The 22,509-nt window shown below is 63.7% G+C and carries 23 protein-coding genes and 1 pseudogene; 17 read left to right on the plus strand and 7 right to left on the minus strand.

All coding sequences use genetic code 11. The annotated features are described in order from the left end of the window. The first annotated feature begins 244 nt into the window (after nt 1–244). From X743_RS148370 to X743_RS148355, 4 genes are read left to right on the plus strand one after another with little or no spacing between them, the layout of a single operon-like run. Nucleotides 245–1,414, plus strand: a complete 1,170-nt coding sequence (locus tag X743_RS148370; protein WP_023767186.1) for a glycosyltransferase family 4 protein — start codon at nt 245–247, stop codon at nt 1,412–1,414. Further along, nucleotides 1,411–2,712, plus strand: a complete 1,302-nt coding sequence (locus X743_RS148365; protein ID WP_023767187.1) for a hypothetical protein — start codon at nt 1,411–1,413, stop codon at nt 2,710–2,712. The genes X743_RS148370 and X743_RS148365 overlap by 4 nt, the downstream gene beginning before the upstream one ends. Before the next feature lie 3 nt (nt 2,713–2,715). After that, on the plus strand, nt 2,716–3,960 hold the full coding sequence (locus tag X743_RS148360) for a GNAT family N-acetyltransferase (RefSeq protein WP_023767188.1): 1,245 nt from the start codon (nt 2,716–2,718) through the stop codon (nt 3,958–3,960). Between the two features lie 12 nt (nt 3,961–3,972). After that, complete coding sequence (locus X743_RS148355) at nt 3,973–5,196, plus strand: GNAT family N-acetyltransferase (RefSeq protein ID WP_031257970.1); 1,224 nt, start codon at nt 3,973–3,975, stop codon at nt 5,194–5,196. Nucleotides 5,197–5,203: 7 nt separating this feature from the next. Here X743_RS148355 and X743_RS148350 read toward each other — a convergent pair whose 3' ends face one another. Next, nucleotides 5,204–5,518: an EthD family reductase gene (locus tag X743_RS148350; RefSeq protein WP_031257971.1), complete on the minus strand. Its 315-nt coding sequence runs from the start codon at nt 5,516–5,518 to the stop codon at nt 5,204–5,206. Between X743_RS148350 and X743_RS1000000172260 the strand changes: the two genes are divergently transcribed. The 3 genes from X743_RS1000000172260 (at nt 5,511) to ligD (ending at nt 8,748) form a co-directional block, all read left to right on the plus strand. Further along, entirely contained in the window at nt 5,511–5,714 is a 204-nt protein-coding gene (locus X743_RS1000000172260; protein ID WP_156934470.1) for a hypothetical protein, read from the plus strand. The genes X743_RS148350 and X743_RS1000000172260 overlap by 8 nt on opposite strands. Before the next feature lie 61 nt (nt 5,715–5,775). Further along, the gene (locus X743_RS148345) at nt 5,776–6,000 is read left to right on the plus strand and encodes a hypothetical protein (RefSeq protein WP_031250567.1); all 225 of its coding nucleotides are present in this window, start codon (nt 5,776–5,778) and stop codon (nt 5,998–6,000) included. A 246-nt stretch (nt 6,001–6,246) separates the two neighbouring features. Next, nucleotides 6,247–8,748, plus strand: coding sequence for a DNA ligase D (gene ligD, locus X743_RS148340; RefSeq protein WP_023767192.1), 2,502 nt, complete (start codon nt 6,247–6,249; stop codon nt 8,746–8,748). Nucleotides 8,749–8,829: 81 nt separating this feature from the next. Here the strand turns inward: ligD and X743_RS148335 are convergent, their stop codons facing one another. Beyond that, nucleotides 8,830–9,117, minus strand: coding sequence for a GIY-YIG nuclease family protein (locus X743_RS148335; RefSeq protein ID WP_023767193.1), 288 nt, complete (start codon nt 9,115–9,117; stop codon nt 8,830–8,832). Nucleotides 9,118–9,434: 317 nt separating this feature from the next. Between X743_RS148335 and X743_RS148330 the strand changes: the two genes are divergently transcribed. The 5 genes and pseudogenes from X743_RS148330 to X743_RS148310 all read left to right on the plus strand — a co-directional run bounded on the left by X743_RS148330 (nt 9,435) and on the right by X743_RS148310 (nt 14,672). Beyond that, entirely contained in the window at nt 9,435–10,340 is a 906-nt protein-coding gene (locus tag X743_RS148330; protein ID WP_023767194.1) for a Ku protein, read from the plus strand. Continuing rightward, a complete protein-coding gene (locus X743_RS148325) occupies nt 10,337–11,461 on the plus strand; it encodes a tetratricopeptide repeat protein (RefSeq protein ID WP_023767195.1) in 1,125 nt (374 codons plus the stop codon). The genes X743_RS148330 and X743_RS148325 overlap by 4 nt, the downstream gene beginning before the upstream one ends. A gap of 229 nt (nt 11,462–11,690) precedes the next feature. Continuing rightward, nucleotides 11,691–12,344: an alpha/beta fold hydrolase gene (locus X743_RS148320; protein ID WP_023767196.1), complete on the plus strand. Its 654-nt coding sequence runs from the start codon at nt 11,691–11,693 to the stop codon at nt 12,342–12,344. Between the two features lie 152 nt (nt 12,345–12,496). Beyond that, nucleotides 12,497–13,338, plus strand: a pseudogene (locus X743_RS148315) (exodeoxyribonuclease III). A gap of 140 nt (nt 13,339–13,478) precedes the next feature. Then, nucleotides 13,479–14,672 carry a hypothetical protein gene (locus X743_RS148310; RefSeq protein WP_023767199.1) on the plus strand — a complete coding sequence of 398 codons (1,194 nt, stop codon included), beginning with the start codon at nt 13,479–13,481 and terminating at the stop codon, nt 14,670–14,672. 1 nt (nt 14,673) lies between these two features. Here X743_RS148310 and X743_RS1000000172890 read toward each other — a convergent pair whose 3' ends face one another. Both X743_RS1000000172890 and X743_RS1000000172895 read right to left on the minus strand, forming a co-directional pair. Further along, the gene (locus X743_RS1000000172890) at nt 14,674–14,781 is read right to left on the minus strand and encodes a hypothetical protein (RefSeq protein ID WP_023767200.1); all 108 of its coding nucleotides are present in this window, start codon (nt 14,779–14,781) and stop codon (nt 14,674–14,676) included. A gap of 50 nt (nt 14,782–14,831) precedes the next feature. Next, nucleotides 14,832–14,930 carry a hypothetical protein gene (locus X743_RS1000000172895; protein WP_023767201.1) on the minus strand — a complete coding sequence of 33 codons (99 nt, stop codon included), beginning with the start codon at nt 14,928–14,930 and terminating at the stop codon, nt 14,832–14,834. A gap of 159 nt (nt 14,931–15,089) precedes the next feature. On the opposite strand from X743_RS1000000172895, the gene X743_RS148305 reads away from it, so the two are divergent. After that, nucleotides 15,090–16,643: a WD40 repeat domain-containing protein gene (locus X743_RS148305; RefSeq protein WP_031257973.1), complete on the plus strand. Its 1,554-nt coding sequence runs from the start codon at nt 15,090–15,092 to the stop codon at nt 16,641–16,643. Between the two features lie 475 nt (nt 16,644–17,118). Further along, complete coding sequence (locus tag X743_RS148300) at nt 17,119–17,334, plus strand: hypothetical protein (protein ID WP_023767205.1); 216 nt, start codon at nt 17,119–17,121, stop codon at nt 17,332–17,334. 571 nt (nt 17,335–17,905) lie between these two features. Here X743_RS148300 and X743_RS148290 read toward each other — a convergent pair. Then, nucleotides 17,906–18,193, minus strand: a complete 288-nt coding sequence (locus X743_RS148290) for a hypothetical protein (protein WP_031257974.1) — start codon at nt 18,191–18,193, stop codon at nt 17,906–17,908. 109 nt (nt 18,194–18,302) lie between these two features. After that, nucleotides 18,303–19,037, minus strand: a complete 735-nt coding sequence (locus tag X743_RS148285) for a sulfotransferase family protein (RefSeq protein ID WP_023767208.1) — start codon at nt 19,035–19,037, stop codon at nt 18,303–18,305. A 244-nt stretch (nt 19,038–19,281) separates the two neighbouring features. Here X743_RS148285 and X743_RS148280 point away from each other — a divergent pair, with 244 nt between their 5' ends. Further along, entirely contained in the window at nt 19,282–19,500 is a 219-nt protein-coding gene (locus X743_RS148280) for an exopolysaccharide production repressor protein (protein ID WP_023767209.1), read from the plus strand. 596 nt (nt 19,501–20,096) lie between these two features. After that, nucleotides 20,097–20,399 carry a DUF1236 domain-containing protein gene (locus X743_RS148275; protein ID WP_023767210.1) on the plus strand — a complete coding sequence of 101 codons (303 nt, stop codon included), beginning with the start codon at nt 20,097–20,099 and terminating at the stop codon, nt 20,397–20,399. Nucleotides 20,400–20,507: 108 nt separating this feature from the next. Here X743_RS148275 and yghU read toward each other — a convergent pair whose 3' ends face one another. Next, nucleotides 20,508–21,374 carry a glutathione-dependent disulfide-bond oxidoreductase gene (gene yghU / locus X743_RS148270; RefSeq protein WP_023767211.1) on the minus strand — a complete coding sequence of 289 codons (867 nt, stop codon included), beginning with the start codon at nt 21,372–21,374 and terminating at the stop codon, nt 20,508–20,510. 224 nt (nt 21,375–21,598) lie between these two features. Between yghU and X743_RS148265 the strand changes: the two genes are divergently transcribed. Then, nucleotides 21,599–22,504 carry a S1C family serine protease gene (locus X743_RS148265; protein WP_023767212.1) on the plus strand — a complete coding sequence of 302 codons (906 nt, stop codon included), beginning with the start codon at nt 21,599–21,601 and terminating at the stop codon, nt 22,502–22,504. The last annotated feature ends 5 nt before the right edge of the window (nt 22,505–22,509 follow it).

Genomic DNA, 22,509 nt, shown 5'->3' on the forward strand with positions numbered 1-22,509 from the left:
CGTGCCATCTCACAATCTTCGCGTTTGGGCAGGTGATCATCGCTCCGGGTTGTAAAAAAACAGTGTTGGACCGGTGGTTGTTTCATTCTCGGTCAACCCTTCTGTGCGTAGCTGCATCGAAACGAGGCAGTGCAATGGTTGGTTGGCCGGCGGCCGGGCAGATCAAGCCAGGCATGATTTTTGCGTAGCGGTTTCTGCACATCGTCAGTCAATGCGATGGTGCAGCACCTGGCGGGATACAAAGATGCGGATTGCCTGCGTTCATCAGGGATATGAACTCTATGGTTCAGACCGCAGCTTCGCGGAGAGCGTCGCTGCGTTGCGCGCGGCGTTTCCGTCCGCCGACATCGAAGTCGTGCTGCCGCGCAGCGGCCCTATCGTACGGATCCTCGAACCGCATGCCAGCCGCATCGTCTTCGAGCCGCTATGGGTGCTGAGGCGCCAGGCCATCGCGCGCCTTGCCACCGTCGAGATGGCCCGACTGCCGGTTGCCGTGCTGAGAGCATGGCGGCGGCTCAGGAATTACGATCTCACCTACGTCAACACCTCGATCGTCGCCGATTACGCGTTGGCTGCCCGCTTCCTGCCCAGCAAGGCGGTGCTGCACATCCATGAAATTCCCGAAGGCGCCATGCGCCGGATCCTCGTCGGCCTGATGCACTGGAGCCATGCCGATCTCATCTTCAACTCGCGCGCAACCCGCGCCGCATTCGGTGAGCCCAAATCCGCGCGCTCGCACGTCGTCTACAACGGCGTTGCCGGCCCGCCGGCGGCCGAAGCGATGACCTATGACGGCAAGCGCCCGCTGCGGGTGTTGCTGCTTGGCCGCATCAACCGGATCAAGGGCCAGGAAGTGCTGCTTGAGGCGATCGCCTCCATGCCGGCGGAGCTCAAGTCGAGGATCGAAGTGCGGCTGGTCGGCGGCGCCTTCGAAAGCGTCGAGCGCGAGCGCGCCTTGGCCGAACTGGTCGGCAGCATGGGCCTGACCGGGCGTGTCAGTGTCCTGCCTTTCATACCGGACCCTTCGGAGCATTATCGCTGGGCCGACATCGTCACCGTGCCGTCGCGACGCCCCGAATCGCTGGGCCGTGTCGCCATCGAGGCGATGGCCTATGGCCGGCCGCCGCTGGTGTCGGCGATCGGTGGACTGGTCGAGGTGGTCAGCGACGGCGAGACCGGCTGGCATGTGCCGCCAGGCGACGCAGCGGCGCTGTCGAGGAAATTGCAGGAGATCATCCTTACCCCCGAGGCCTGGCGCGGTTTTATCGCCGCAGGCCGCGCGCGCTATGAGGCGGTCTTCAGCGAACCGGTCGCGGCGGCCGCGATCGCTGCGATCGCCGCCGACAAGCTGAAGGCGACCATGGCAAGGCCGGGCAGGGCGGCAAGCAGCCGCCAGGCGGAGACACGATCGTGAGATACCCGGGCCATCTGGTGCGGCGCCTCGTGCTGATGGTCGGCGGCGAGGCGATGCAGAGCGGCTTTCACTTTGCCCTCAACCTGACGCTGCTGCACATGCTGTCGGCACAAGGCTACGGCCTGTTCGCCATTGGCATGGTGATGGGCGGCGTCGGCCTGTCCTACATCAGATCGCTCACCGCCGTTCCCGCCTCGATCTGGATGAGCAAAAGCACCAACAGCGCCGGCGTCGACGCCCATGATGTCGCCTTCGGGACGGCGGCGGTGGTGGTGGCGCTGCTGATGGCCGTTGGCACCGCGATCCTGATGCGCGTCCTGGGCGATCCGAGCGGCATCGCCGCCGGCTGCTTTGTCGGCGCATGGTCGTTGCGCAGCCACATGCGCACGGCATTCTTCGCCCGTCGCCAGCAGGTGGTCGTCTCCATCAGCGACGCCGCCTTCACCATCGCCGGCACCGTCCTGACCGGGTTCACCATCTGGTTCGCCCAGGGCGCGCTGCAGACGGTGTTCTATGCTCTCGCCGCGGCGAACGTGTTTGGCATCGTCGTCCTGGTTCGGCTGGCGCGCCGCACGATCCGCATCAGCTTCCGCATGCCGACGCGGCGGCGCTATGCCAGGCTCTGGCCCCAGCTGCGGTGGTCGGGTTTCAGCGCCACCACCACCAACATCCAGGGCCAATGCCTGGCGCTGCTGGTTGCCGGCATTGCCGGGCCTGCCGCCTATGCTCCGCTGGCGGCGGTGCTGGTGCTGTTTGCCCCGCTGCGCATCATCAGTCTTGCCTTCGTGAACATGACGCAGCCGGAGCTGGCGAAGCTGATGCGGAACAACGAAACGGCCCGTGTCTGGGCGCAGGCAAAAATCTGGTCGCTCGTCATGGGGCTCGGCGGCCTGGTTTATGGGTGCGCCATCATGGCGGTCTTGCCGATGATAAAATCCCAAGCCCTACAGGATGCCTCGGTGGGCTTCATCGGAGTGTTCGTGATCGCGAATTTTGTCCCGATCATGCTCTACATCATGCCCCGCATCGTGCTCGAGATCCTCGGCGATTTCCGCATCGTCGCGTTCATCACGACGGGCGGCGCGATCGTCGGGCTGGCGCTGATCGCGATCCTGCTGGCCATAGCCTCTCCACCTTGGTCGCTGGCGGGTTCCGCGATCTCGGAGATCTTCGTGCTCGTGGCATCATGGTATTTCGTGCGTCATCGCATGTGGAACATCGAGCACCCGGACCAGCAGCGCAACAGCCGGCCGGGCACTTGGCGGCGAGCGGTCCCGTTCGCCGCGGCAAAGCGGTAGGAGATGGATTTGACAGGCGAGGCAGTGCAAATTGCTGCGGTGGACGGCCTGCCCGGCGGGCAGGTCTCCCAACCTGCCGCTGTCTCTGCGAACGACGCCTACACGGCGCGATTGCACACAAGCCTCGAGGCGGTCAGACCGCTCTGGCTGCGCTTCCAGGCGGATGGTGTCTGCACCGCCCACCAGCATTTTGCCTGGGTCGAGGGGATCGTGGCGCGGCTGATGCCGGCCGGCGCGGAGGCGCTCATCGTTGAAGTAAACAACGCGGTGACCGGCGCGCCCCTGATGCTGGTGCCGCTGATGCTGCGGCCAGCCTTTCGCCATCGGGTGATCGAGTGGCTGAGCTGCGGCGTCTGCGACTATTCGGCGCCTCTGCTGGCCGATGCGAGCGCGTGGACCGCACAATCCGCGCAGGCCGCGTGGGCGGCGGTGCGCTCCGTGCTGCCGCCGGCGGACCGCGTCCACATCACCGGAATTCCGCGGCGGATCGACGGCGTCGCCAATCCACTGGCCTTGCTCGCGGCCACGCGCGATTCCATGCAGACCACTTATGGGCTCGCCATCGACGGCGACCCGGAAACCGTCCTCAAGCGTCTGTGCAGGCCATCCTTCGTCAAGGAATTCGGCAAGGACTGGCGCCGGCTCGAACGGCTCGGCGGCCTGGAGTTTGTCGAGGCCGACACACCCGCCCTGGTCGAGCTCATCTTCGACGGTCTGGTCCGGATGCGGCTCAACCGCTTTCGCGAAATGGGCCGTTTCGACCTGCTGACGCAAGAGCCGGTTGTCGATTTCTATCGCAAAGCCGCCCTGCAGGGCCTGTCGGACGGATCGGTGCGGCTCTTCGGGCTGCGCGTTGGCGAGGCTCTGATCGCCGCTCAATATCTGGTCGTCCATCAAGGCACTGTTCACGCTTTGCTGATAGCGATAGACCAGAATGCGGTTCCCAACGTCTCACCTGGCCTTTTGATCATGGGCAGGCTGATAGGCTGGGCGCGCGAGCGGCGGTTCGATTATTTCGATCTGTCGGTCGGCAACCAGGGCTATAAGGGACATATGGGCGCCAAGGGTTCGGTGCTGGCCGAGCTTCGCCAGGGGGTTACGATGCGTGGCAGTGTCGCGGGCGCTGCCATCGAGTTCCGCAACCGGGCCGAGGCCTTCGTGCGCTCCAACCCAAGGCTGCTCAAGGCGGCCCAGGGACTGATGCGAGGCTTGCGGCGTTTGCGTGGGGGATCCAGCGAGCCGCAATGACAGGAGAAGCATGTGGCAAGCTACGCGATGCGAACGACTCCGACAGCGGATTTGCCCGATGGCTCGCCTTCTCCGACTGTCGCCGGTGCTGCTGCAACCCAGCGCTTTACGGCCCGGCTGCACACCAGCTTCGACACGGTAAGGCTGCTATGGCTGCTCGTTGAGGCGCATGGCCTGTGTACTGGCCACCAGAGCCTTGCCTGGGTGGAAGGAATCGCCAAACGGCTGATGCCCCAGGGCGCCGAGTTGCTCGTCGTCGAAGTCAACGACGCCGCCACCGGCGCGCCTGTCATGTTGCTGCCGCTGATGCGGCGCCGGGCACTCGGCCACACCGTGATCGAATGGCTGAGCCGCGGCGTATGCGATTATTCGGCACCGCTGCTGGCGGACAAGAGAGAATGGACCACGCAAGGTGCCGACGCAGCCTGGGCCGCGATCCGCTCGGTTCTGCCGCCGGCGGACCGCATCCACATCGCGGGCATCCCGCAGCAGATCCACGGCGCCGCCAATCCGCTGGCGCTGCTTTCGGTGGCGCGCGACTCGATCCAGATCGCCTCGGGCCTCGTCCTGCACGGCGAACCTGAGACGCTGATCAAGCGCATCTGCAAATCGTCCTTCGCCAAGAATTTCCACAAGCATTGCCGCCGCTTCGAACAAATGGGAGGGCTCGCCCTGGTCGAGGCCGACACGCCGACGCTGACGCAGGAACTCTTCGACAAGCTCCTTGAACTGCGGCTGAAACGGTTTCGTGAGCTCGGGCGTTTCGACCTCCTGACCCAGGCGCCGGTCGTCGACTTCTACCGCGACTCGGCCATGCGGGGCCTGACCGACGGATCGGTGCGGGTCTTCGGGCTGCGTGTCGGTCAAGACTATCTCGCCGTCATGTACGTGCTGATCATGAAGGGCACCATGCACGCCCTTCTGCTCGGGATCGATCAGGACGCGGTCGCCAACGCTGCGCCGGGCCTGACGATGATCGGCAAGCTGATGATGTGGGGACGTGCGCGAGGGCTCGACTATTTCGACCTGTCGGTCGGCGGCCAGGGCTACAAGCAGCATATCGGCGCGTCGAGTTCGGTGCTGGCCGAGCTATGCGTGCCGATTACGCTGCGGGGCAGGGGCTCGACGGCCTTTATCAGGCTGCGCGGGAAGACCGAGCTTTTCATCCGCTCCCGGCCAGGGCTGTTCAAGGCCGTGCAGGGCGTGATGCGCCGTTTGCGGCGGTTGAAGGACTGAAGCCAGTTCACAGCGGTTCGGTATCGAAAAGCAGCATCGCCGCGAGATCGTCATCGCCGGCGAGTTTGCGCCTGTCCACGGCGCAGGCCCGGCCGATCTCGCTGGCAAAGGCGCTGCGGATGGCCTCCAGGCTGTCGAAATAAAGCGTCGCCACGATATAGGGCACCTCGCCCTGCAGGACATTCACGATCGGCCGCCGGCTGATCTCGTAGCGTTGCAGGCCGGGAAGCTGCTTGGCCAGCGGCACGTGGATGTCGAAATATTGCCGGTCGAAGGCAGCCGGATCGGCGGGGGTTTTGTAGATGACAAGCATCTTGGCCATTGTGGTGCTCCCATTGTCTGGCGTGATCGGCAACGCGATGTTCATCGCCGCCGCACCAATGTCGTTCCTGGAGAACGAATTTCGACAGCGGTCTCATGTTTTGATTCAGGCCGAGGCCCAAACCTCTTCAAAAGCCTGGCAGAATTTGACTGAGCTGCGCGAAATTGACAGGACCGTGCGTCTCCGTCATCCTTGAGGCCAGTCGCCGGGCCGCGGGAGCGGCCGTGTTGTTTGTCAGGGCGACCGAGGGCAGCGTCATGTTCAGTCCCGTCTCCGGCCAGAATGCCAAGCGCGCCGCGGTGCGCAAGGCGCTCGATCGCCACAAGGTCTACATCACCGCGCAGAGCTTTTCAGACGGCGCCTACCAGGCGCGCGTGCTGGTCGACGGCGAGGCCTATTGGGTGGATGAGTTCCGGCTGAGCCAGCTGCAGCAAGGATTGACCCCGGCGGAGCTCGAGCTGACGCCGGTTGCTGACGATTGAGCGCGTGATCCCCACTCCTTCCGGAACGCTGGAGGGACAGCACCCCCCTCTGGCCTGCCGGCCATCTCCCCCGCAAGGGGGGAGATCGGCAGCTTCGAGCTTGGCGTCTCTTCTTCGCCATCGGAGATTGGCGAAAGCATTCGCGACATCCAATCTCCCCCCTTGCGGGGGAGATGTCCGGCAGGACAGAGGGGGGTGTGACGGAACGCGGCGGTGGTACTTGGTTGCCATACTTCGCTCCATGCCATGACCACGTCTCCGAAACTGAAAACCTATCGCGCCAAGCGCGAGTTCTCCAAGACGCCGGAGCCGGCGGGCGGGCCGATCACCGCTCACGGCAACCGCTTCGTCGTCCACAAGCATCACGCCACCGCTGACCATTACGATCTGAGGCTGCAGGTCGGCGATGTGCTGAAGAGCTGGGCGGTGCCGCGCGGACCCTCGCTCAACCCCGCCGACAAAAGGCTGGCCGTCGAGACCGAGGACCATCCGCTCGAATATATCGACTTCGAGGGCGTCATTCCCGAAGGCGAGTATGGCGGCGGGCCGATGATCGTCTGGGATACCGGCACCTGGGCGCCGATGGACGATGTCGAGAAGAGCCTCGGGACAGGCGCCTTCAAGTTCCGGCTGGCCGGCGAAAAGCTCAATGGCGGCTGGATGCTGACCAGGCTGAAGCTCAAACCCGGCGAGGATGAGAACAAGAAAAACTGGCTGCTGTTCAAAGAGCGCGACCTTGCCTCCGATACCGCACTCGACATCCTGGAAGCGCGGCCGGAAAGCGTGAAATCCGGATTGCGCATCGAGGAACTGGCGGCGTCCGCGAAACCGGCGGCCAGACCCGCGCCCAAGCCCGGGTCGCTGAAGCCGGGCACGCTGCCCGGCGCGGTCAAGGCGCGGGCGCTGAGCCGCATCGAGCCGCAATTGGCGACACAGGTGCCGAAGCCGCCGGGCGGCGAAAGCCTTGCCGAGAACACAAACGAGCTCTGGCTGCACGAGATCAAGTTCGACGGCTATCGCACCATGGCGCATCTCACAGACGGAGCGGTGAGATTGATGACCCGCGCGGGCATCGACTGGACGAAGCGCTATGGCGATCTACCGCATGCCTTTGCCAAACTGCCGTGCCGTGAGGCCATCATCGACGGCGAGATCGTCGTGCTCGATGGCCGGGGTATCAGCCGCTTCGCGCTGCTGCAGGATGCACTGGCCGAGGGCGCCGGCAGCAAGCTGCATTTCTATGCCTTCGATCTCCTGCATCTCGATGGCTGGGACCTGATGAAGGCGCCGCTCCTTCGGCGCAAGGCGCTGCTGGCCGAACTGCTTGGCGGGCTGGGCGCCAACTCCGCCATCCAGTTCTCCGACCATGTCGAAGGTTCCGGGCAGGGGCTATACGATCAGGCTTCGGAGCTCGGGCTGGAAGGCGTGGTCTCCAAGCGGGCGACCGCGACCTACCAGAGCGGCCGCACCAAGAGCTGGACCAAGACCAAGGCGCGGCAGACCGGCGATTTCGTCATCGCCGGCTTCACCATATCCGACGCGGCCGAGGGGCTCGCCGCGCTTGGCCTTGCCGAATTCGAGGATGGCGAGCTGCATTATCGCGGCAAGGTCGGTACCGGTTTCGATGCCGAAACCGCCGCCGACCTGCTCGCCCGGCTGGAGACGCTGACATTGGGGGCGACCGCGCCGGAAGGCGTGCCGCGCGAGATCATGCGCGAGATGAACTGGGTGAAGCCGTTGTTCTCGGCCCACATCCACTATGCCAACCGCACATCAGACAATGCGCTGCGCCACGCGGTGTTCCGGGGGCTGCGGGATGTCGGCTTGTCGACGCCGGTTTCGGCCAAGCGCAAAAGGCTGATCTCGGAGGCGGACCTCGCCACCATCTGGGTCACCAACCCAACCCGGCGGCTGTTCGGCAAGACCGGGCCGACCAAGCTCGATATCGCCGTCTACTACGCGCTGGTCGGCGACTTCATGCTGCCGCATATTCTCGGCCGTCCGGTGTCGCTGGTGCGCTGCCCGACCGGCCTGCCCAAGGACTGTTTCTTCCAGCGCCACGCCTTCACCGGCATGCCGCCTTCGGTGGCGACGTTCGAGGCGACCAATTCCGAGGGCGAGACCAAATCCTACCTCTCGGTGGAAGGCGCCAAGGGCTACCTCGCGCTGGCGCAGTTCGGCGTCGTCGAGTTCCACACCTGGGGCACGCATCGCGCCAACCTCGACAAGCCCGACCAGATCGTCTTCGACCTCGACCCGGGCGAGGGGATTTCATGGCGCGAGGTGGTCGAGGCCGCCGTGCACATCAAGGGTGAGCTGGAGCGGCTGGGACTGGTGCCCTTCGCCAAGACTTCGGGCGGCAACGGCATCCACATCACGGTTCCTGTGACGCGCAAGCAGAACTGGAAGAAGCTTCACCAGGCAACCAGCGCCATCTCGACCCATCTGGCGGCGACGGCGCCCGACACTTTTACCACCACAATGGGCAAGGAGAACCGCAAGAAGCGCATCTTCATCGACTATCATCGCAACGCGCGCGGCCATACCTCCGCTGCCCCCTATTCGCTGCGGGCGCGCACCAACCTGCCGGCCTCGACGCCGGTGAGCTGGGGCGATCTGGAGACGATCGATGCGCCGCAGGACCTGAACTATTCGTCGCTGCCGGGGTTGTTGGAAACGTCGGGGGATCCCTGGGCGGAGATCGAGGAGTTCGCGCGGGATTTGCCGGCCCTTCTTTCGTCATCCTAGGGCGAAGCAAGGAGCGAAGCGACGCGCGCAGACCCTAGGATCCATGCCGCGACTTAAGGGCGCCGCGACGGTGCAAAACGCTCACCAACCAGTTCCGCGAAAGAGCTCGAACCATTCCGGATTGGTCGTCTCGACCAGTTCGATCTTCCACTGCCGTGGCCAGCGTTTCAGGGACTTCTCACGTTGGATGGCATCAGTAATGTCGAAATACTCTTCGTACCAGACCAGGCGTTGCACACCGTAGCGACTGGTGAAGCCTGAGCCTTGGCCGGACTTGTGCTCGGGTACGCGACGACCGAGGTCGTTGGTGACACCGATGTAGATTGTGCCACGCTTTTGGCTTGCGGTCATGTAGACGTAACCGGTCATGTGGCCACGATAGCGGGTGGCGCGATCTACGGCTATTCTGATCCGCCGCATTCTTCGATCGATGTCACGGCATGGATCCTAGGGTCTGCGCCGCGTCGCTTCGCTCCTTGCTACGCCCTAGGATGACGAAGAGCATTATCGACGCTTCATACAATTTGAACTATCCTCCGCTCCCGACCCTTCCAGCGCGCTAAAACATTTCGTCAGGGATTTGCCGGTATTATGCGGGGTCGGTGTAGGATTTCCACGGCGCCAATCGTCCTTAGGACGAAAGCGCTGCAGTTCTTTGTCAGTGCATGGCCGCGTAGGAGTGTAGCATGGCGCCCAGGGCAAGTTGGAAGGGTTATCTCAAGCTCAGTCTGGTGAGCTGTCCGGTGCGGCTGTATCCCGCCACCAGCGCCAGCGAACGCATCTCGTTCAATCAGCTGCACAAGAAGACCCACAACCGCATCAACATGAAGCCGGTCGACCCGGAACTGGGGCTCGTCGAGCGCTCGGACCTAGTCAAGGGCTACGAGTACGAGGACAAGCAGTACATCATCATCGACGATACCGATCTCGATGCGGTGAGGATCGAATCCAACCATACGATGAACATCGAGGCCTTTGTCGACGAGGATGAGGTCGACGTCATCTACCAGGACGCACCGTACTATATGGCGCCCGATGGCGCGATGGCGGAGGAGACCTTTGCCGTGCTGCGCGAAGCCATGCGCAAATCCGGTAAGCTGGCGATTGCTCGCCTTGTGCTGTCCAGCCGCGAGCGGGTGGTGACGATCGGCGCGCGCGAGAACGGCATGTTCGTGTGCACGTTGAGGAACCCGAACGAAGTGCGCGGTACGGCTGAATATTTCGGCAACATTCCAGCCGGGAAGCCCGACCCGGAAATGCTTGAACTCGCCGAAGCGCTGATCAAGCAGAAGGAAACCACCTTCGACCCGAAGAACTACGAAGACCGCTATGAGATCGCCCTGATGGGCATGATCCGCGAGAAGCTCAAAGGGCATAAGCCGATCATCGCGGCAGCACCCGAGCGCGGCAATGTCATCAACCTGATGGATGCGCTGAAGGCCAGCCTTTCGCAGTCGAAGCCGCCGGCCAAGTCGAAGAGCAAGGCCGATGAAGTCGCCAAGCCGGCCGCCAAGAAGGCGGCAGCGGGCGGTGCGGCTGAAAATCCGCTGAAGGCCAATCTGCTGAAGGCGGTCGGCAAGAGCAAGAAATGACGGCACCAGCCGTTTCGGTTCCAGGCGCCGTCTTCGGCACGATCGGCGCGCTGGCGGCGTTTCCGCTCAGGCTCGCCGCGCGCGAGGTCGAGCGCCGGCACGGCCAACTCAGGCGTGGCATCACCCGGCGCACCACGCATGTCGTGTTTGGCCGCACATTTCTTGCCAGGGCCGGATTGACGAAAGGCGGCGATGCCGAGATCGAGCGCCGTGTCGCCGCCGAGCGCGTGGCTGGGCGAACGCTGATCAGCGAAAACGGCTTTCTGCGCCTGCTCGGGCTGATGACGGCGCCGGAGACGTCCTCGTTGTCCAGGCAATCGCTGATCGAGCAATCGCGGCTGTCCGGCGCCGATCTTGACCTGCTCTCGCTGTTCGATGCCTTCGAGCATGACGCGGAACCCTATTCCTTTCGCGACCTGATCCTGGCGCGCAAATATGCCGGGCTGGTGGCCGGCGGCGCGGCCTGGGGCGCGATCGCGCGCTCCGTGCACCGCTCCGGCCCGGTCGCCTCGCTGACCGCCAAGTCGCTCAATGTCGGCTCGCAGCACGGCCGGCCCGACGCGATCTATCTCGAAGGCGGCCAGAGCGAACTCGACGGGCAGTTGCTGTTCGATCTCGGCGCCGCCGCCAGTGGCGACGACACGCTGGAGGAACTGTTCACCGAGGCCGAAATGGCGGAGGAGGGCGGCGACCATGCCGGGGCGGCGGCACTCTACCAGCGCTGCCTCGCCATCGACCCGACCGATGCGATCGCCGCCTTCAACCGCGCCAACTGCCTGCGCGCCGGCGGCCACGCGGCGGAGGCCGCGCATGATTACGCCCGCGCCATAAAACTCGACCCGGCCTTCGTCGAAGCCTGGTTCAACTTCGCCGGGCTGATGAGCGAGCAGGGCCGCGAGGCCTCGGCGCGAAGGCATTTGCAGAAGGCCATCGCGCTCGACAAGAATTATGCCGATCCGGTGTTCAACCTCGCCCGGCTCGAATTCGACGCCGGCAATCTGCCGGAGGCACGCCGGCTGTGGGTGCGCTATCTGGAGCTTGACGGGGTGTCGGAATGGGCTGGGGTGGCGGCCAAGGGCGTGCAGTTCGTGGATATGCAGCTGGCGCGGACGGCGGGGTGATCATGATTGGCGAAGGCCGCGATAACAGCCGATCTCCCCCCTTGTGGGGGAGATGTCCGGTAGGACAGAGAGGGACGCTGTCCCGCCGACGGATCGGCTCATTTCAGACCGTCTCGCCTTGGGGAAATTTGAAAGGCCGGCATTCCTTGGCGCCCCCCTCTGCCCTGCCGGGCATCTCCCCCACAAGGGGGGAGATTGGCAGCGTCGCCGTCGCGCTGGACCTCACCCCATGACCAGCTTCCTCTTCGACGGCGACGATACCGCCCCCATCACCATCCTGCTCGCTCATGGCGCCGGCGCGTCGATGGATTCTCCCTCGATGACCGCCACCGCCAAGGCGCTCGCCACCGCCGGCTTCCAGGTCGCGCGCTTCGAGTTTCACTATATGGCGGCCCGCCGCTACGGCCACCGCAAGCCGCCGCCGCGGGCCGAGACGGTCAACCCGGAATACATCAAGGCGATCGCCGATCTTCGCGCCAGGGGTGTGACTGGGCCGCTGATCATCGGCGGCAAGTCGATGGGCGGGCGCGTCGCCTCGATGGTCGCCGACGAGATGTTCGCCAAGGGTGAGATCGCTGGGCTGGTCTGCCTCGGCTATCCCTTCCATCCGCCTGGCAAGCCCGAGCAGTTGCGGACAAAGCACCTGGCCGGGCTGAAGACGCCGACGCTGATCTTCCAAGGCACGCGCGACGAGTTCGGTACGCCGGAGGAGGTGGCGGGCTATGAGCTTTCCGACAGCATCGAGGTCGTCTGGCTGGAGGATGGCGACCACGATCTGAAGCCGCGCAAGAGCATTTCGGGGTTTTCGACGGCCGATCATTTGAAGACGCTGGCGGAGACGGTGAGGGATTGGATGGCGCAACCATCGACTTCGTCATCCTAGGGCGGAGCAAGGAGCAAAGCGACGCGCGCAGACCCTGGGATCCATGCCATGGCTTTCGAGAGCCGCAACGGAGCAAAGTTCTGCACCGCTGCATTCCTTGGCAGACGTCACGGCATGGGTCCTCGGGTCAAGCCCGAGGATGACGAACCGAAATGAAGATCGCCACCTTCAACATCAACAACATCAACAGCCGGCTCGAGAACCTGCTGGCGTGGCTGGCTGCCGCCAGACCCGATGTCGTCTGCCTGCAGGAGCTCAAGGTGCGCGACATGCAGTTTCCGCGCACCGCGCNGCCGCCAGACCCGATGTCGTCTGCCTGCAGGAGCTCAAGGTGCGCGACATGCAGTTTCCGCGCACCGCGCTTGCAGATGCCGGCTATGGCGCGGTATGGAAGGGCGAGCCGACCTGGAACGGTGTGGCCATCCTGGCGCGGGGCGCTGAGCCCGTCCTGACCCGCGATGCCTTGCCGGGCGACGATGGGGACAAGCAGAGCCGCTACATCGAGGCGGCGGTGAATGGCATCGTCATTGCCTGCCTCTACGCGCCTAACGGCAATCCGCGGCCGGGGCCGAAATTTCAGTACAAGCTCGCGTGGCACGAGCGGCTCAACGCACATGCCGAACAACTCATCGACACCGGCCTGCCTGTGGTGCTGGCCGGCGACTACAACATCGTGCCCGAGCCGCGCGACATCTATGCCACCCGCTCCTATGACGACAACGCGCTGGTGCAGCCGGAAAGCCGGGCTGCCTTTGCCGCACTTCTCGAGCAAGGCTGGACCGATGCGTTGCGCAAGAAGCACCGGCATGAGACGCTCTATACGTTCTGGGATTACCGGCGGAACCGCTGGCCGCGCGATGCGGGCCTGCGGCTGGATCACATCCTTTTGTCGAAGACACTGGCGCGCCGGTTGAAAGGGGCCGGCATCGACCGCGACGTGCGCGGCGAGGATGGCGCCAGCGACCACGCGCCGGTCTGGGTGGAGTTGAGGTGAAGCACGCGCCTTGCGGCATCACCACGCCGTCACTGCCGGCACCATCTGTGCAGCGGCGATATCGCAAGCTACGTTGCTTACTCTTGCAGCCGGGTTGTCCATGAACATCGACAGCAATCGCCGACCGAAGCGTATCTGCCATGCATGATTTCGGCCTCGTCGAAATCATGCTCACGGCCGCTGCCATCATCGCGGTCGCGGCATGCGTCGTCTGGGTGTTGCGGCAAGCGCGGTCCCGTCGCCGCACGGCTCGCCGGGCCGATCCGGCCAACGATTATGCCGTGCGCGGCGATTGGGGGCCCAGTACCGGCACCGTCAACTACTCGTCCTTTGTCTATTTCGATGTCGACCGCGACGGTAAATATGGTGTGGGCGACCGGCCGATGGCCGGTATCATGGTGCGGCTGTTCGACGAGCAGGGTGGCTTTGTGGCTTCCGCCAGGACAAACAACGTTGGCTTTGCCAATTTTGCCATGTCGACATCTTCGGTCAATGCCGCGATCCGCTTACCCGGCGCCTACGGGTTCTCGGTTTCGGTGCCACCGGGATGGCGGTCGCCCAGTGCCAACGTGACGCAATCGCAGCGTTTCTGGCTGGAGCCGGGCTCGCCCACCGGTCTGGTGTCGCAGGACCTGCCGAGGCCGGTCGGCCTGGCGCCGCCGCGCAGCCTGGCCGGCAGGATGGCGGCGGACGGCGCCGCGACACTGTCGGTGATGGCGAGCGGGCAAGAGCTGGAGAGGCGGGCGCTGGCGCCGGACACGACCTTCCGGCTTGAGCTTGCCGATGAGGCCGACGCGGTGGTGATCGCCGGCGGCGGCCTCGACCGGCAGCTCGCGCTTTCGCCCTATCCGACCGATCTCGGGCTGATGTCGCCGCAAACGCTGGCTGGCAAGCCGGCGTTGCGCACGATCGGCTTCGACGACGTCACCGGGCGAGGCTTCCGCAAAATCCCATGCGGCCATGCCGGGCTGCAATGGCGCAACCTGAACGCCATGGCGCAGGACCACACCAAGGGCAGCGAAGGCTATGTCAACGGCAATGTCTCGGGCGACCACGTGGCTTATACCAGCAGTGGCTACCCGGCCGAGTTTTGGAGCGAGACGCCGTTCGGTTTCCACTCAGTGCTTGTGAGCGCTGCATGGCTAAAGTCGGAAGGGGAGATGGCGCTGTTCGAGTGTTGGCTGGGTGAGCAACTGGTAGCCAGCGATGCGCTGGCGCTATCGGCGCTTTCACCGCTGCACTACGCCCCGATGCTCAAAGAAATAACCCGTGTCCGTCTTTCGACGAAACATCATTGGCAAATGGTGCTGGACGATTTGGTGCTGACGCGCTGAACTATTGCGGGAGCGGGTTCGAGGTCACGGCCGTGCCGTTGGTCCCGGCCGTGATCAGTTTCAAATTGCCCTTTTTGACCAGAGCAGGCCGCGCGTAGGTCTTCTTCATGGTTCCGTCTCCCCAATATTTCGCCACAAAAAATCAGATGCGTTCCGAAGTCACCGCCCGGAAACCACCACGCCGCCGTTGACCGAGGCGGTGATCGACTTCAAATTGCCTTTCTTGACCAGAGCAGGCCGCTCATAAATCTTCTTCAAGGCTTGTGCTCTCCAGAATATCCCCTTTGGAAGTGTGCCACATCGTCGGCTGGTGTCAATCACGCTCGCCTGAAGGCCGCCGCCGCGGGGCTTCCCACTATTTTTGCGATGTATTGATGTCGCTGATAACCTGGCTCGAAGGGACGGGCGGAGGGTGCGATGAACAGACTTGCTGACAGGGTGCTGGCGTTTCTGCTGGCCGCGGTTGCCATCGGCTGCCTGGCGCGGATTTATCCGCTCGTCGCTACCCTCGCCTGGGGTCGGGCCTCCGTTTCGCAAGATGCGGCCTCCCTGCGGCTTCTGGTTTTCTCCGTGGCGGGACTTGCCTGCGTTGTCGGCGCGTTGCTGTTCTGGGCCGGTCTTTTGCCAGGCCGGCCGGCGCACCTTGCCGGCGCGCCCCTGTTCGGCCGAACGGCGGAGGCGCGGGAGACCGGCAGGCCTGGCCTGCGCAAGGTCTTTTTTGCCTTGCCATTGGTTGTGCTGGCGGCGCTGGGCGTTGACCAGTTCGGCCCGTGGCATGATGGCGGCGAGGTGGCCAGCGAGCCCAAGGCGGACGAACCCAAGCCTGATGAACCCAAGCTTGCCGAGCCCAAGCCTGATCAACCGAAGAGCCAGGATGGCACCAGCACGCCGCCAGCCATAGAACCAGCCCCTCCGGCTCCACCACCGGTAGCCGCCAACCCACCGTCGACACCGGTGCCGCCCGCTCCGCCGCAGACGCCCGCCGTGCCGACGCCGCCGGAGGTCGCGGACACTCCGCCGCCCACGGTGGCGCCGTTGCCGCCACCGCCGCCTCCGGCCCCAACCCAGCCCGACGGCCATCGCGACGCGGTCGTCTGGCTGGCGGTCGCGCCCGACGGCCAATCGATCATGAGCGCCAGCACCGACCACGTCATCAAGCTGTGGGATGTTGGCGGCAAGCACTTGATCCGCAATCTCGGCGTCCACAAGGACATGGCTCGGACAGCGCTCTACATGCCCGACGGCACCAGCGCGCTAACGGCCGGCGACGACGGCGAGATCGTGCTGAGAAAACTCGCCGATGGTGCCGTGCTGCATGTCTTCCAGTCCGGCCAGAATGGCGGCGTCAACAAGCTGGCGATCAGCCCGGACGGCAAGCACGCCGTCAGCGGCCACGACACCGGCAACGTCATCGTCTGGGATCTCGTCAACAATTCCGTGCTGCATGTGCTGCCCGGGCACGACTGGTCGATCAGCGCGGTCGCCGTCTCGCCCGACGGCAAGCAGGCGCTCAGCGGCAGCATCGACGGCACGCTCAAGCTCTGGGACATCGACAGCGGCAAGCAATTGCGCAGCTGGCACGGCCACGAGCAGGGCACCTACGGCGCCGTGTTCACCGCCGACGGACATCATCTGATCACCGGCAGCGGCGATCTAACGATCAAGGTCTGGGATCTCGACAGCGGCCGCGAGGTGAGGCGGTTCGAGGGTCACGAGGGCACCGTCTACACGCTGGCGCTGTCGGCCGACGGCAAGCGCCTGCTGTCGGGCTCGCTCGACGGCACGGCTAGGCTGTGGGATATGGAAACCGGCAACCAGATCGCCATGTTCGACAGCCAGACCGGCCCGATCTACGCGGTGGCATTTGCTCCCGACGGCACGGTGCTGACCGGCGGCTACGACCGCACCATCAGGGATTGGCCGGCCGCTGGTGGCGATGGTGTGGTACTGTTTGCGGGAGCGCCGGGGTGAGAGTGGGACGGGCTATGGGGCCATAATCGTAGCCGTGCGGCCTCACCACAGGGGCGTGTTCATCCATCCATTTGCGAACGGAAATGGGCGTGCCCTTCATCCTGGCCGATGCCATGCTTGAGAAACTGTACCGCGTCGATCCCATCGATTGGGCCTCTGCGGCGGATCTAAATGAGCGAAAGGCGGGCGGCCTGTATCTAGGCATTTGAGGCAGCCGCCCAGCACGATATCTACCTATTGCTGGCTTTTGCCGGGCTGGCAGGAAAGTCGTGATCGCGTCCCATGTTCCACTCGTTTGCCATGGCCGACGCGGACGGGGGGGCGCATTGTTGGGATGGCTCGGGCGTCCGCGTCAACCAGGGCGGCTCGTACCGCCGCAACCGCAACATGACACATTGCGGGGCGCTCGAAACTTCCGCGAAAGCGGAATAGGCAGGAGCTGCGGCGCGGATTCGGCGTTCTGCTTCGCGGGGCAATGGCGCGAAACAGTTTTTCTTATCCGCTGCGTTCGAGCCATGAGACCAAGCAAGACTGTCTGGGCTTCGGCGCGTGGACGTCTGTTGGCCGGTTCCTGATCCATGGCGACGCCAGCGATCGTTCGGCGGCGGAAAGCGACGCAAGCCCTGGCTTCTTCGTCGACAACCACGACACGGAAAAAATCGTCGTCGGCAAGATCAACTGCAAGTTCTGAGACGACAAGCCGGCCATGCCCCTCATCGGTTCGCCCCTCGGTCGGCCGCTTGGATCGATCGGGCTGGCACGGAAGAGAGACCATGTTGATTGGACGGCTGCTCGCCAAGATAGAGCGCCCCGCCCAGAATGAGGAAGACAATCGCGACCGCCGCCAATCCGACCGTCAATACGGCAATCGCCGTACCTGGACCGTGGCCTGTGTTGATGATGATGGACCGATGGGGCACCGCTCGTTCCTCCGAGATGAGGCAGGTCAGGAGACCTCGCGGCAAAACGGCGGCAAGGGCCAGATGTTCCCGGAGCAGGGCCTTATTCGGCCGTTTGCGTTTCCCTGTAGGACCAAGGTCTTAGCGGCCGAACGCAAAGGTCCGAGGGGCCCTGTTCGGTTCCGGCAATGTCCATTGGACGTTCCGTTATTTTAGTCAAACGACATATAATGGTGCGGCGCTGCCGGAGGTAGGAAAGCGTCAAAAAAAGCCGACGAAGCTTTTTACCGGCACTTGCGAGGCGAAAAACAAGGTCGTCGAGAAGCGGCAATTCACCAACGGCTGATCGGATCAAGTCACGGCTCACGTCTCTTCGAACCCTCCCTCGCGGTTCAAATCACGCCTGATCGCGGCTTCTTCGTCGTCGTCGGGGAGGGCGTCGTCACTGTCCTGGTAGGCGTTGTCGTCGTCTTCCTCGGGCAGTTCGCCTTCTTTCTCCGTTCCGTAGCGCATGTCGCCATTTTCCGGCACTGAGTCGGGCAGGATCTGGCCGCCCTTGACCGCGTCCCAGTCCTGCTGCTCGATGGTCGGGCCATCGGCCTCGGGACCGTCTTCTTCCATGTCGGTGCGTGGTTTTTCGCGCGGTGCCATGCCGGCCTCCAACCCTTGAAAGGACTGCAAGCGAAACTCGGCGTGCCGCCATTTGTTCCCGCCTGATAGCGGTAGGGGTTGCGCCTAATGACCGCCGAAGGCTTGCGCGTCAGCCCAGCCACCACCATAGCGCTGCGACCACCGCCACGATCGCCGCGATCGTCAGCATGATGTAGGAGCCCTTGACGATATCGCGGATGATCTTCTTGATCGTCTCGCGGTCATTGAGGTTGGGGAACGGCTCGTTGGGCAGCGCCACGCCGAGGAATTCGCAAAGCGGAGCCCAGCCTTCGGTCACCTTGTAGACCAGCAGCTTCTGCGGCGGCACCGCTGCCATGACCTCCTCGACATAGGCGTTGTAGCGCGCCACAGCCTTGGTGCGGTCCTCCATTACACCGTTCAGCGTGCGACCCCACACCAGTTTCCTCGACATATCGCCGAATTTCCGGCCGAACGGCGTCAGCCACTCCAGGATCTTGAACTGCCAGACATTCTCGGTGAAGTAGATTGTGTCGATCGTGCTCTCGTACCAGGCTTCGGCGCCGCGAGGGTGGAGCGTCAGCAGTACCTTGGCATCGGGGTAGGCAACCATCAGTTCCTTCCACACGCAGCAGCCGGGATTGTCCACGGTGGCTGTATAGTTGGCGAACACACGGTTCCAGTCGTGCTGGCTGCCGGGCGCACTGTTGGCCACCTTGCGCCAGAAATCGAGATGACCTTTGTTGGCCTTGTTCAGGATTACTTCCTGCATATGGTAGGAAGGCAGGCCGAGCCTATTGAGCGCGGCAAAGGTCGACCACGTGCCAGTGCGGCCGAAGCCGGCCCCGATCAGTTTGAGCGTCATTTCCCCATCCCCCGGACTTGTTTTCTCCATTACCCTGGTTCGTGAGCATTAAATTGCTCCCGACCAAGCGGTCGCGCAACAAATTTCGCAAGCTGTTCCGGATCGGGCGATCACATAGTTGCGAAGTCGCTAAAATAATGAAACGTTGTGCGCGGGCAATGGGAATTCAGGCAGGGGAGTCGTTTGAACCGGGGCGGTTCGGGCGATTTTGGGATCGATGTATTTTGGACATTTTCTCGTAGGGATGTCAGTTACGACCGTCGTTATCGCGGTCTGGACCTATCTGGCCACCGGTTCTTTCTGGGAGGCGCTCGCCTGGACGGTCGTGACATTGCTTGTCCTGCAGGTTGGATACTTCATGCTCGTCGTGCGGCTGATCTACAGGCGCGCGCATCATGCCGCGACAAGCGAGGATACGGTGAACGTTGTTCCGCCGCTGCATCGGGATGGTGTCTGGTTCTGAAGGCTGACATCCGGGATCGATGATGCCAGGGTGGATCAGGAGTGCTTTTCGCTACCGGCCCTTCCATTCGCGGGTGCGCAGGGCAAGCCGGCAAAGGGCGCTATCAGCGCGATAATGACAAATGTCAGCCACGCCGCTCGATTGCTGGAACCAAGGTGCCAGAGCCGGCGTTTTCCTGATGTGACCGGTGAGGCTGCCACCTCCGCCGGCGCCGTTAAGGGCTCGCCCTGCTCCCGGCAGGGCGGGCCTTTTTCGTGCGCGGCGGAGGGGTATCCGGGAACGACGCGGCGCGCTCCACGTTAGCTGTTGCTAAGGCAATAGCAGACCAGATTGAATTCACTCCGTGAAAAAGTACGGCCCCGTGCTTCACTGGGAAAGTGTTTTTGCATATATTTTTCACGAAAAATGGAATCTATGAAAATAACTCTGAGTTTTTGTCTGTATGACTCATACATGATCACGATGTTGTTAACGGTAGGAATTCTCATCAGTTTGCCTGAGTGGCGCGTTTATTCCAAAAATAGAGATGGAACCTCGCGACGGTGGCAGAGTTTTCCTGCAGGGCGGGTTTGAGATAGCCAACAATGGAGGTTGTTATGAAACATTATCTTTCTACGAGTGCGGCTGCCGCGATCGTCCTGATGGGTGGTATTGGCACGGCTTTGGCGGAAACCGTCGTCGTGCAGCCACAGGATGAGACAGTCGTCCGCGAATACGTGCAGAAGGAGCCGCTAGCGTCGGTGAACCTTTTGGGCGTCGAACTCAAGCTCGGCTCGCCTGTGCCGGACAGGGTTGAATTGCGCGAGGTACCCAACGTCAGGTACCGCGTCGCCGTAATCAACGACCAGACCGTTCTGGTCGACCCCGACACGCGCGAAATCGTCGAAGTGCTGCACTGATCCGTGGCCTGGCCATGAAAGAGGGTGCGACACCGACCAATTGACACCAGCCCAACTCTTGGGAAAAGCCCGCCGCGGCTTCGTGGCGGGCTTTCTCTTGAAGCGAGCCTATTCGGCGGCGAGCTTGTCCTGCGTCTTCGTGTCGAAATCGCCGGCGTCATGGCGCTCGTGCAACTGCAGAGCCGGTTCGCCGAAGGCGCGGTTGACCATGCGGCCGCGCCTGACCGCCGGGCGCTCGTCGATCGCCTTCGCCCAGCGCTGCACGTGCTTGTATTCGTGCACCGAGAGGAATTCGGCGGAATCATTGTACATGCGGCCAAGCGCCAGCCCGCCATACCAGGGCCAAACCGCCATGTCGGCGATCGAGTAATGCTTGCCGCCGAGATATTCCGTTTCGGCCAGCCGGCGGTCGAGCACGTCCATCTGGCGCTTCACCTCCATCGAGAAACGGTCGATGGCGTATTCGAATTTTTCGGGCGCATAGGCGTAGAAATGGCCGAAGCCGCCGCCCAGATAGGGCGCCGAGCCCATCTGCCAGAACAGCCAGGACAGCACCTCCGCCCGCGCTGGCTGTTCGGTGGGCAGGAATTCGCCGAACTTTTCGGCGAGATAGACGAGGATCGAACCGGATTCGAAGACGCGCACTGGCGTGGCGCCGCTGCGATCCATCAAGGCCGGAATTTTGGAGTTGGGGTTGACCTCGACGAAACCGCTGCCGAACTGGTCGCCATCGTTGATGCGGATCAGCCATGCATCATATTCGGCGCCTTCATGGCCGCGCGCCAGAAGCTCCTCCAGCATGACAGTCACCTTGACGCCGTTCGGCGTCGCCAGCGAATAAAGCTGCAGCGGGTGCTTGCCGACGGGCAATTCCTTGTCATGCGTCGGCCCGGCGATCGGCCGGTTGATGCTGGCGAAGGCGCCGCCACTCGGCTTGTTCCAGGTCCATACTTTCGGCGGGGTATAGTCGGTCATGTCGGGCCTCGGGCGTGGGAGGTTGTGAAAGGATGGGCAGGTCCGTTTACAACTAGGGCTGCCAACGACGAAGTTCAACTTGCGTTGAACTAATGTCGATGTCGGTGATGCGCTTCCGGTTCCTACGGAGAGGGGAAGCGCCACCGCTCCACCCCTTGCACCATCCCCTCCAAGGCATACCTATAGAACAAGTCGCCAGGGCATTCGCATCGCAGGACAAAATCATGACCGCCAATCCCAATCCGCGCTCCGTCGTTGCCGTGCGCGCCACCGTTCCGGAAGACGCCTTCACGGCGGGCGCGCTGGGCACGCTCAGGGAAGGCAGCGGCGTCGTCATCCGCGACGATGGGCTGGTGCTGACCATCGGCTATCTCATCACCGAGGCCGATGAGGTCTGGCTGACCACACATGACGGCCGTGTCGTCCCCGCGCATGCGCTGGCATACGATCAGGAATCGGGCTTCGGCCTGGTCCAGGCGCTGGCGCCGACCGGCCTGCCGGCGGTGGCGCTGGGCGACGCCGGCAAGGCCAGGATCGGCGACGCGGTCGTGCTTGCCGACGGCATCGGCCGAGCCGTCGAGGCCAGGATCGTCACCAAGCAGGAATTCGCCGGCTATTGGGAGTATCTGCTCGATGAGGCGATCTTCATCGCGCCCGCGCATCCGTCCTGGGGCGGTGCGCCGCTATTCGGCGCCGATGGCGCGCTGCTCGGCATAGGTTCGTTGCGCCTGCAGATGAGCCGCGCCGGCGAGGTCGCCGATATAAACATGATCGTGCCGATCGATCTTTTGCCGCCGATCCTCGACGATCTCTTGACGCGCGGCCAGGTGGCCAAGCCGCCGCGGCCCTGGCTTGGCGCCCTGTCGGCCGAAAGCGACGGCCAGGTGGTGGTGATGAGCGTGACCGAAGGCGGCCCGGCCGCCAAGGCCGGCCTGCGCGAGGGCGACGTCATCTCCGAGGTTCGCGACGGCGCGGTCGATGGGCTCGCCGATTTCTATCGCAAGCTGTGGGACAGCGGCTCGGCTGGCGCCGAGATTCCGATGCGGGTGGTGCGCGACGGCCGCGAGACCTGGCTGCGCGTCAAATCCGCCGACCGCGGCAGTTTCCTGAAAAAGCCGCAGCTGCAGTAGGCCTT

It is taken from the genome of Mesorhizobium sp. LNHC232B00, from assembly GCF_000502435.1.
Classification (GTDB): domain Bacteria; phylum Pseudomonadota; class Alphaproteobacteria; order Rhizobiales; family Rhizobiaceae; genus Mesorhizobium; species Mesorhizobium opportunistum.

What these genes read in the sequence shown, in the direction of transcription:
- X743_RS148370 (WP_023767186.1), top strand. Translation starts at nt 245, where the DNA reads ATGCGGATTGCCTGCGTTCATCAGGGATATGAACTCTATGGTTCAGAC.
- X743_RS148360 (WP_023767188.1), top strand. Translation starts at nt 2,716, where the DNA reads ATGGATTTGACAGGCGAGGCAGTGCAAATTGCTGCGGTGGACGGCCTG.
- X743_RS148350 (WP_031257971.1), bottom strand. Translation starts at nt 5,518, where the DNA reads ATGGCCAAGATGCTTGTCATCTACAAAACCCCCGCCGATCCGGCTGCC.
- X743_RS148345 (WP_031250567.1), top strand. Translation starts at nt 5,776, where the DNA reads ATGTTCAGTCCCGTCTCCGGCCAGAATGCCAAGCGCGCCGCGGTGCGC.
- ligD (WP_023767192.1), top strand. Translation starts at nt 6,247, where the DNA reads ATGACCACGTCTCCGAAACTGAAAACCTATCGCGCCAAGCGCGAGTTC.
- X743_RS148335 (WP_023767193.1), bottom strand. Translation starts at nt 9,117, where the DNA reads ATGACCGGTTACGTCTACATGACCGCAAGCCAAAAGCGTGGCACAATC.
- X743_RS148330 (WP_023767194.1), top strand. Translation starts at nt 9,435, where the DNA reads ATGGCGCCCAGGGCAAGTTGGAAGGGTTATCTCAAGCTCAGTCTGGTG.
- X743_RS148325 (WP_023767195.1), top strand. Translation starts at nt 10,337, where the DNA reads ATGACGGCACCAGCCGTTTCGGTTCCAGGCGCCGTCTTCGGCACGATC.
- X743_RS148320 (WP_023767196.1), top strand. Translation starts at nt 11,691, where the DNA reads ATGACCAGCTTCCTCTTCGACGGCGACGATACCGCCCCCATCACCATC.
- X743_RS148310 (WP_023767199.1), top strand. Translation starts at nt 13,479, where the DNA reads ATGCATGATTTCGGCCTCGTCGAAATCATGCTCACGGCCGCTGCCATC.
- X743_RS1000000172890 (WP_023767200.1), bottom strand. Translation starts at nt 14,781, where the DNA reads ATGAAGAAGACCTACGCGCGGCCTGCTCTGGTCAAAAAGGGCAATTTG.
- X743_RS148305 (WP_031257973.1), top strand. Translation starts at nt 15,090, where the DNA reads ATGAACAGACTTGCTGACAGGGTGCTGGCGTTTCTGCTGGCCGCGGTT.
- X743_RS148300 (WP_023767205.1), top strand. Translation starts at nt 17,119, where the DNA reads ATGGCGCGAAACAGTTTTTCTTATCCGCTGCGTTCGAGCCATGAGACC.
- X743_RS148290 (WP_031257974.1), bottom strand. Translation starts at nt 18,193, where the DNA reads ATGGCACCGCGCGAAAAACCACGCACCGACATGGAAGAAGACGGTCCC.
- X743_RS148285 (WP_023767208.1), bottom strand. Translation starts at nt 19,037, where the DNA reads ATGACGCTCAAACTGATCGGGGCCGGCTTCGGCCGCACTGGCACGTGG.
- X743_RS148280 (WP_023767209.1), top strand. Translation starts at nt 19,282, where the DNA reads ATGTCAGTTACGACCGTCGTTATCGCGGTCTGGACCTATCTGGCCACC.
- X743_RS148275 (WP_023767210.1), top strand. Translation starts at nt 20,097, where the DNA reads ATGAAACATTATCTTTCTACGAGTGCGGCTGCCGCGATCGTCCTGATG.
- yghU (WP_023767211.1), bottom strand. Translation starts at nt 21,374, where the DNA reads ATGACCGACTATACCCCGCCGAAAGTATGGACCTGGAACAAGCCGAGT.
- X743_RS148265 (WP_023767212.1), top strand. Translation starts at nt 21,599, where the DNA reads ATGACCGCCAATCCCAATCCGCGCTCCGTCGTTGCCGTGCGCGCCACC.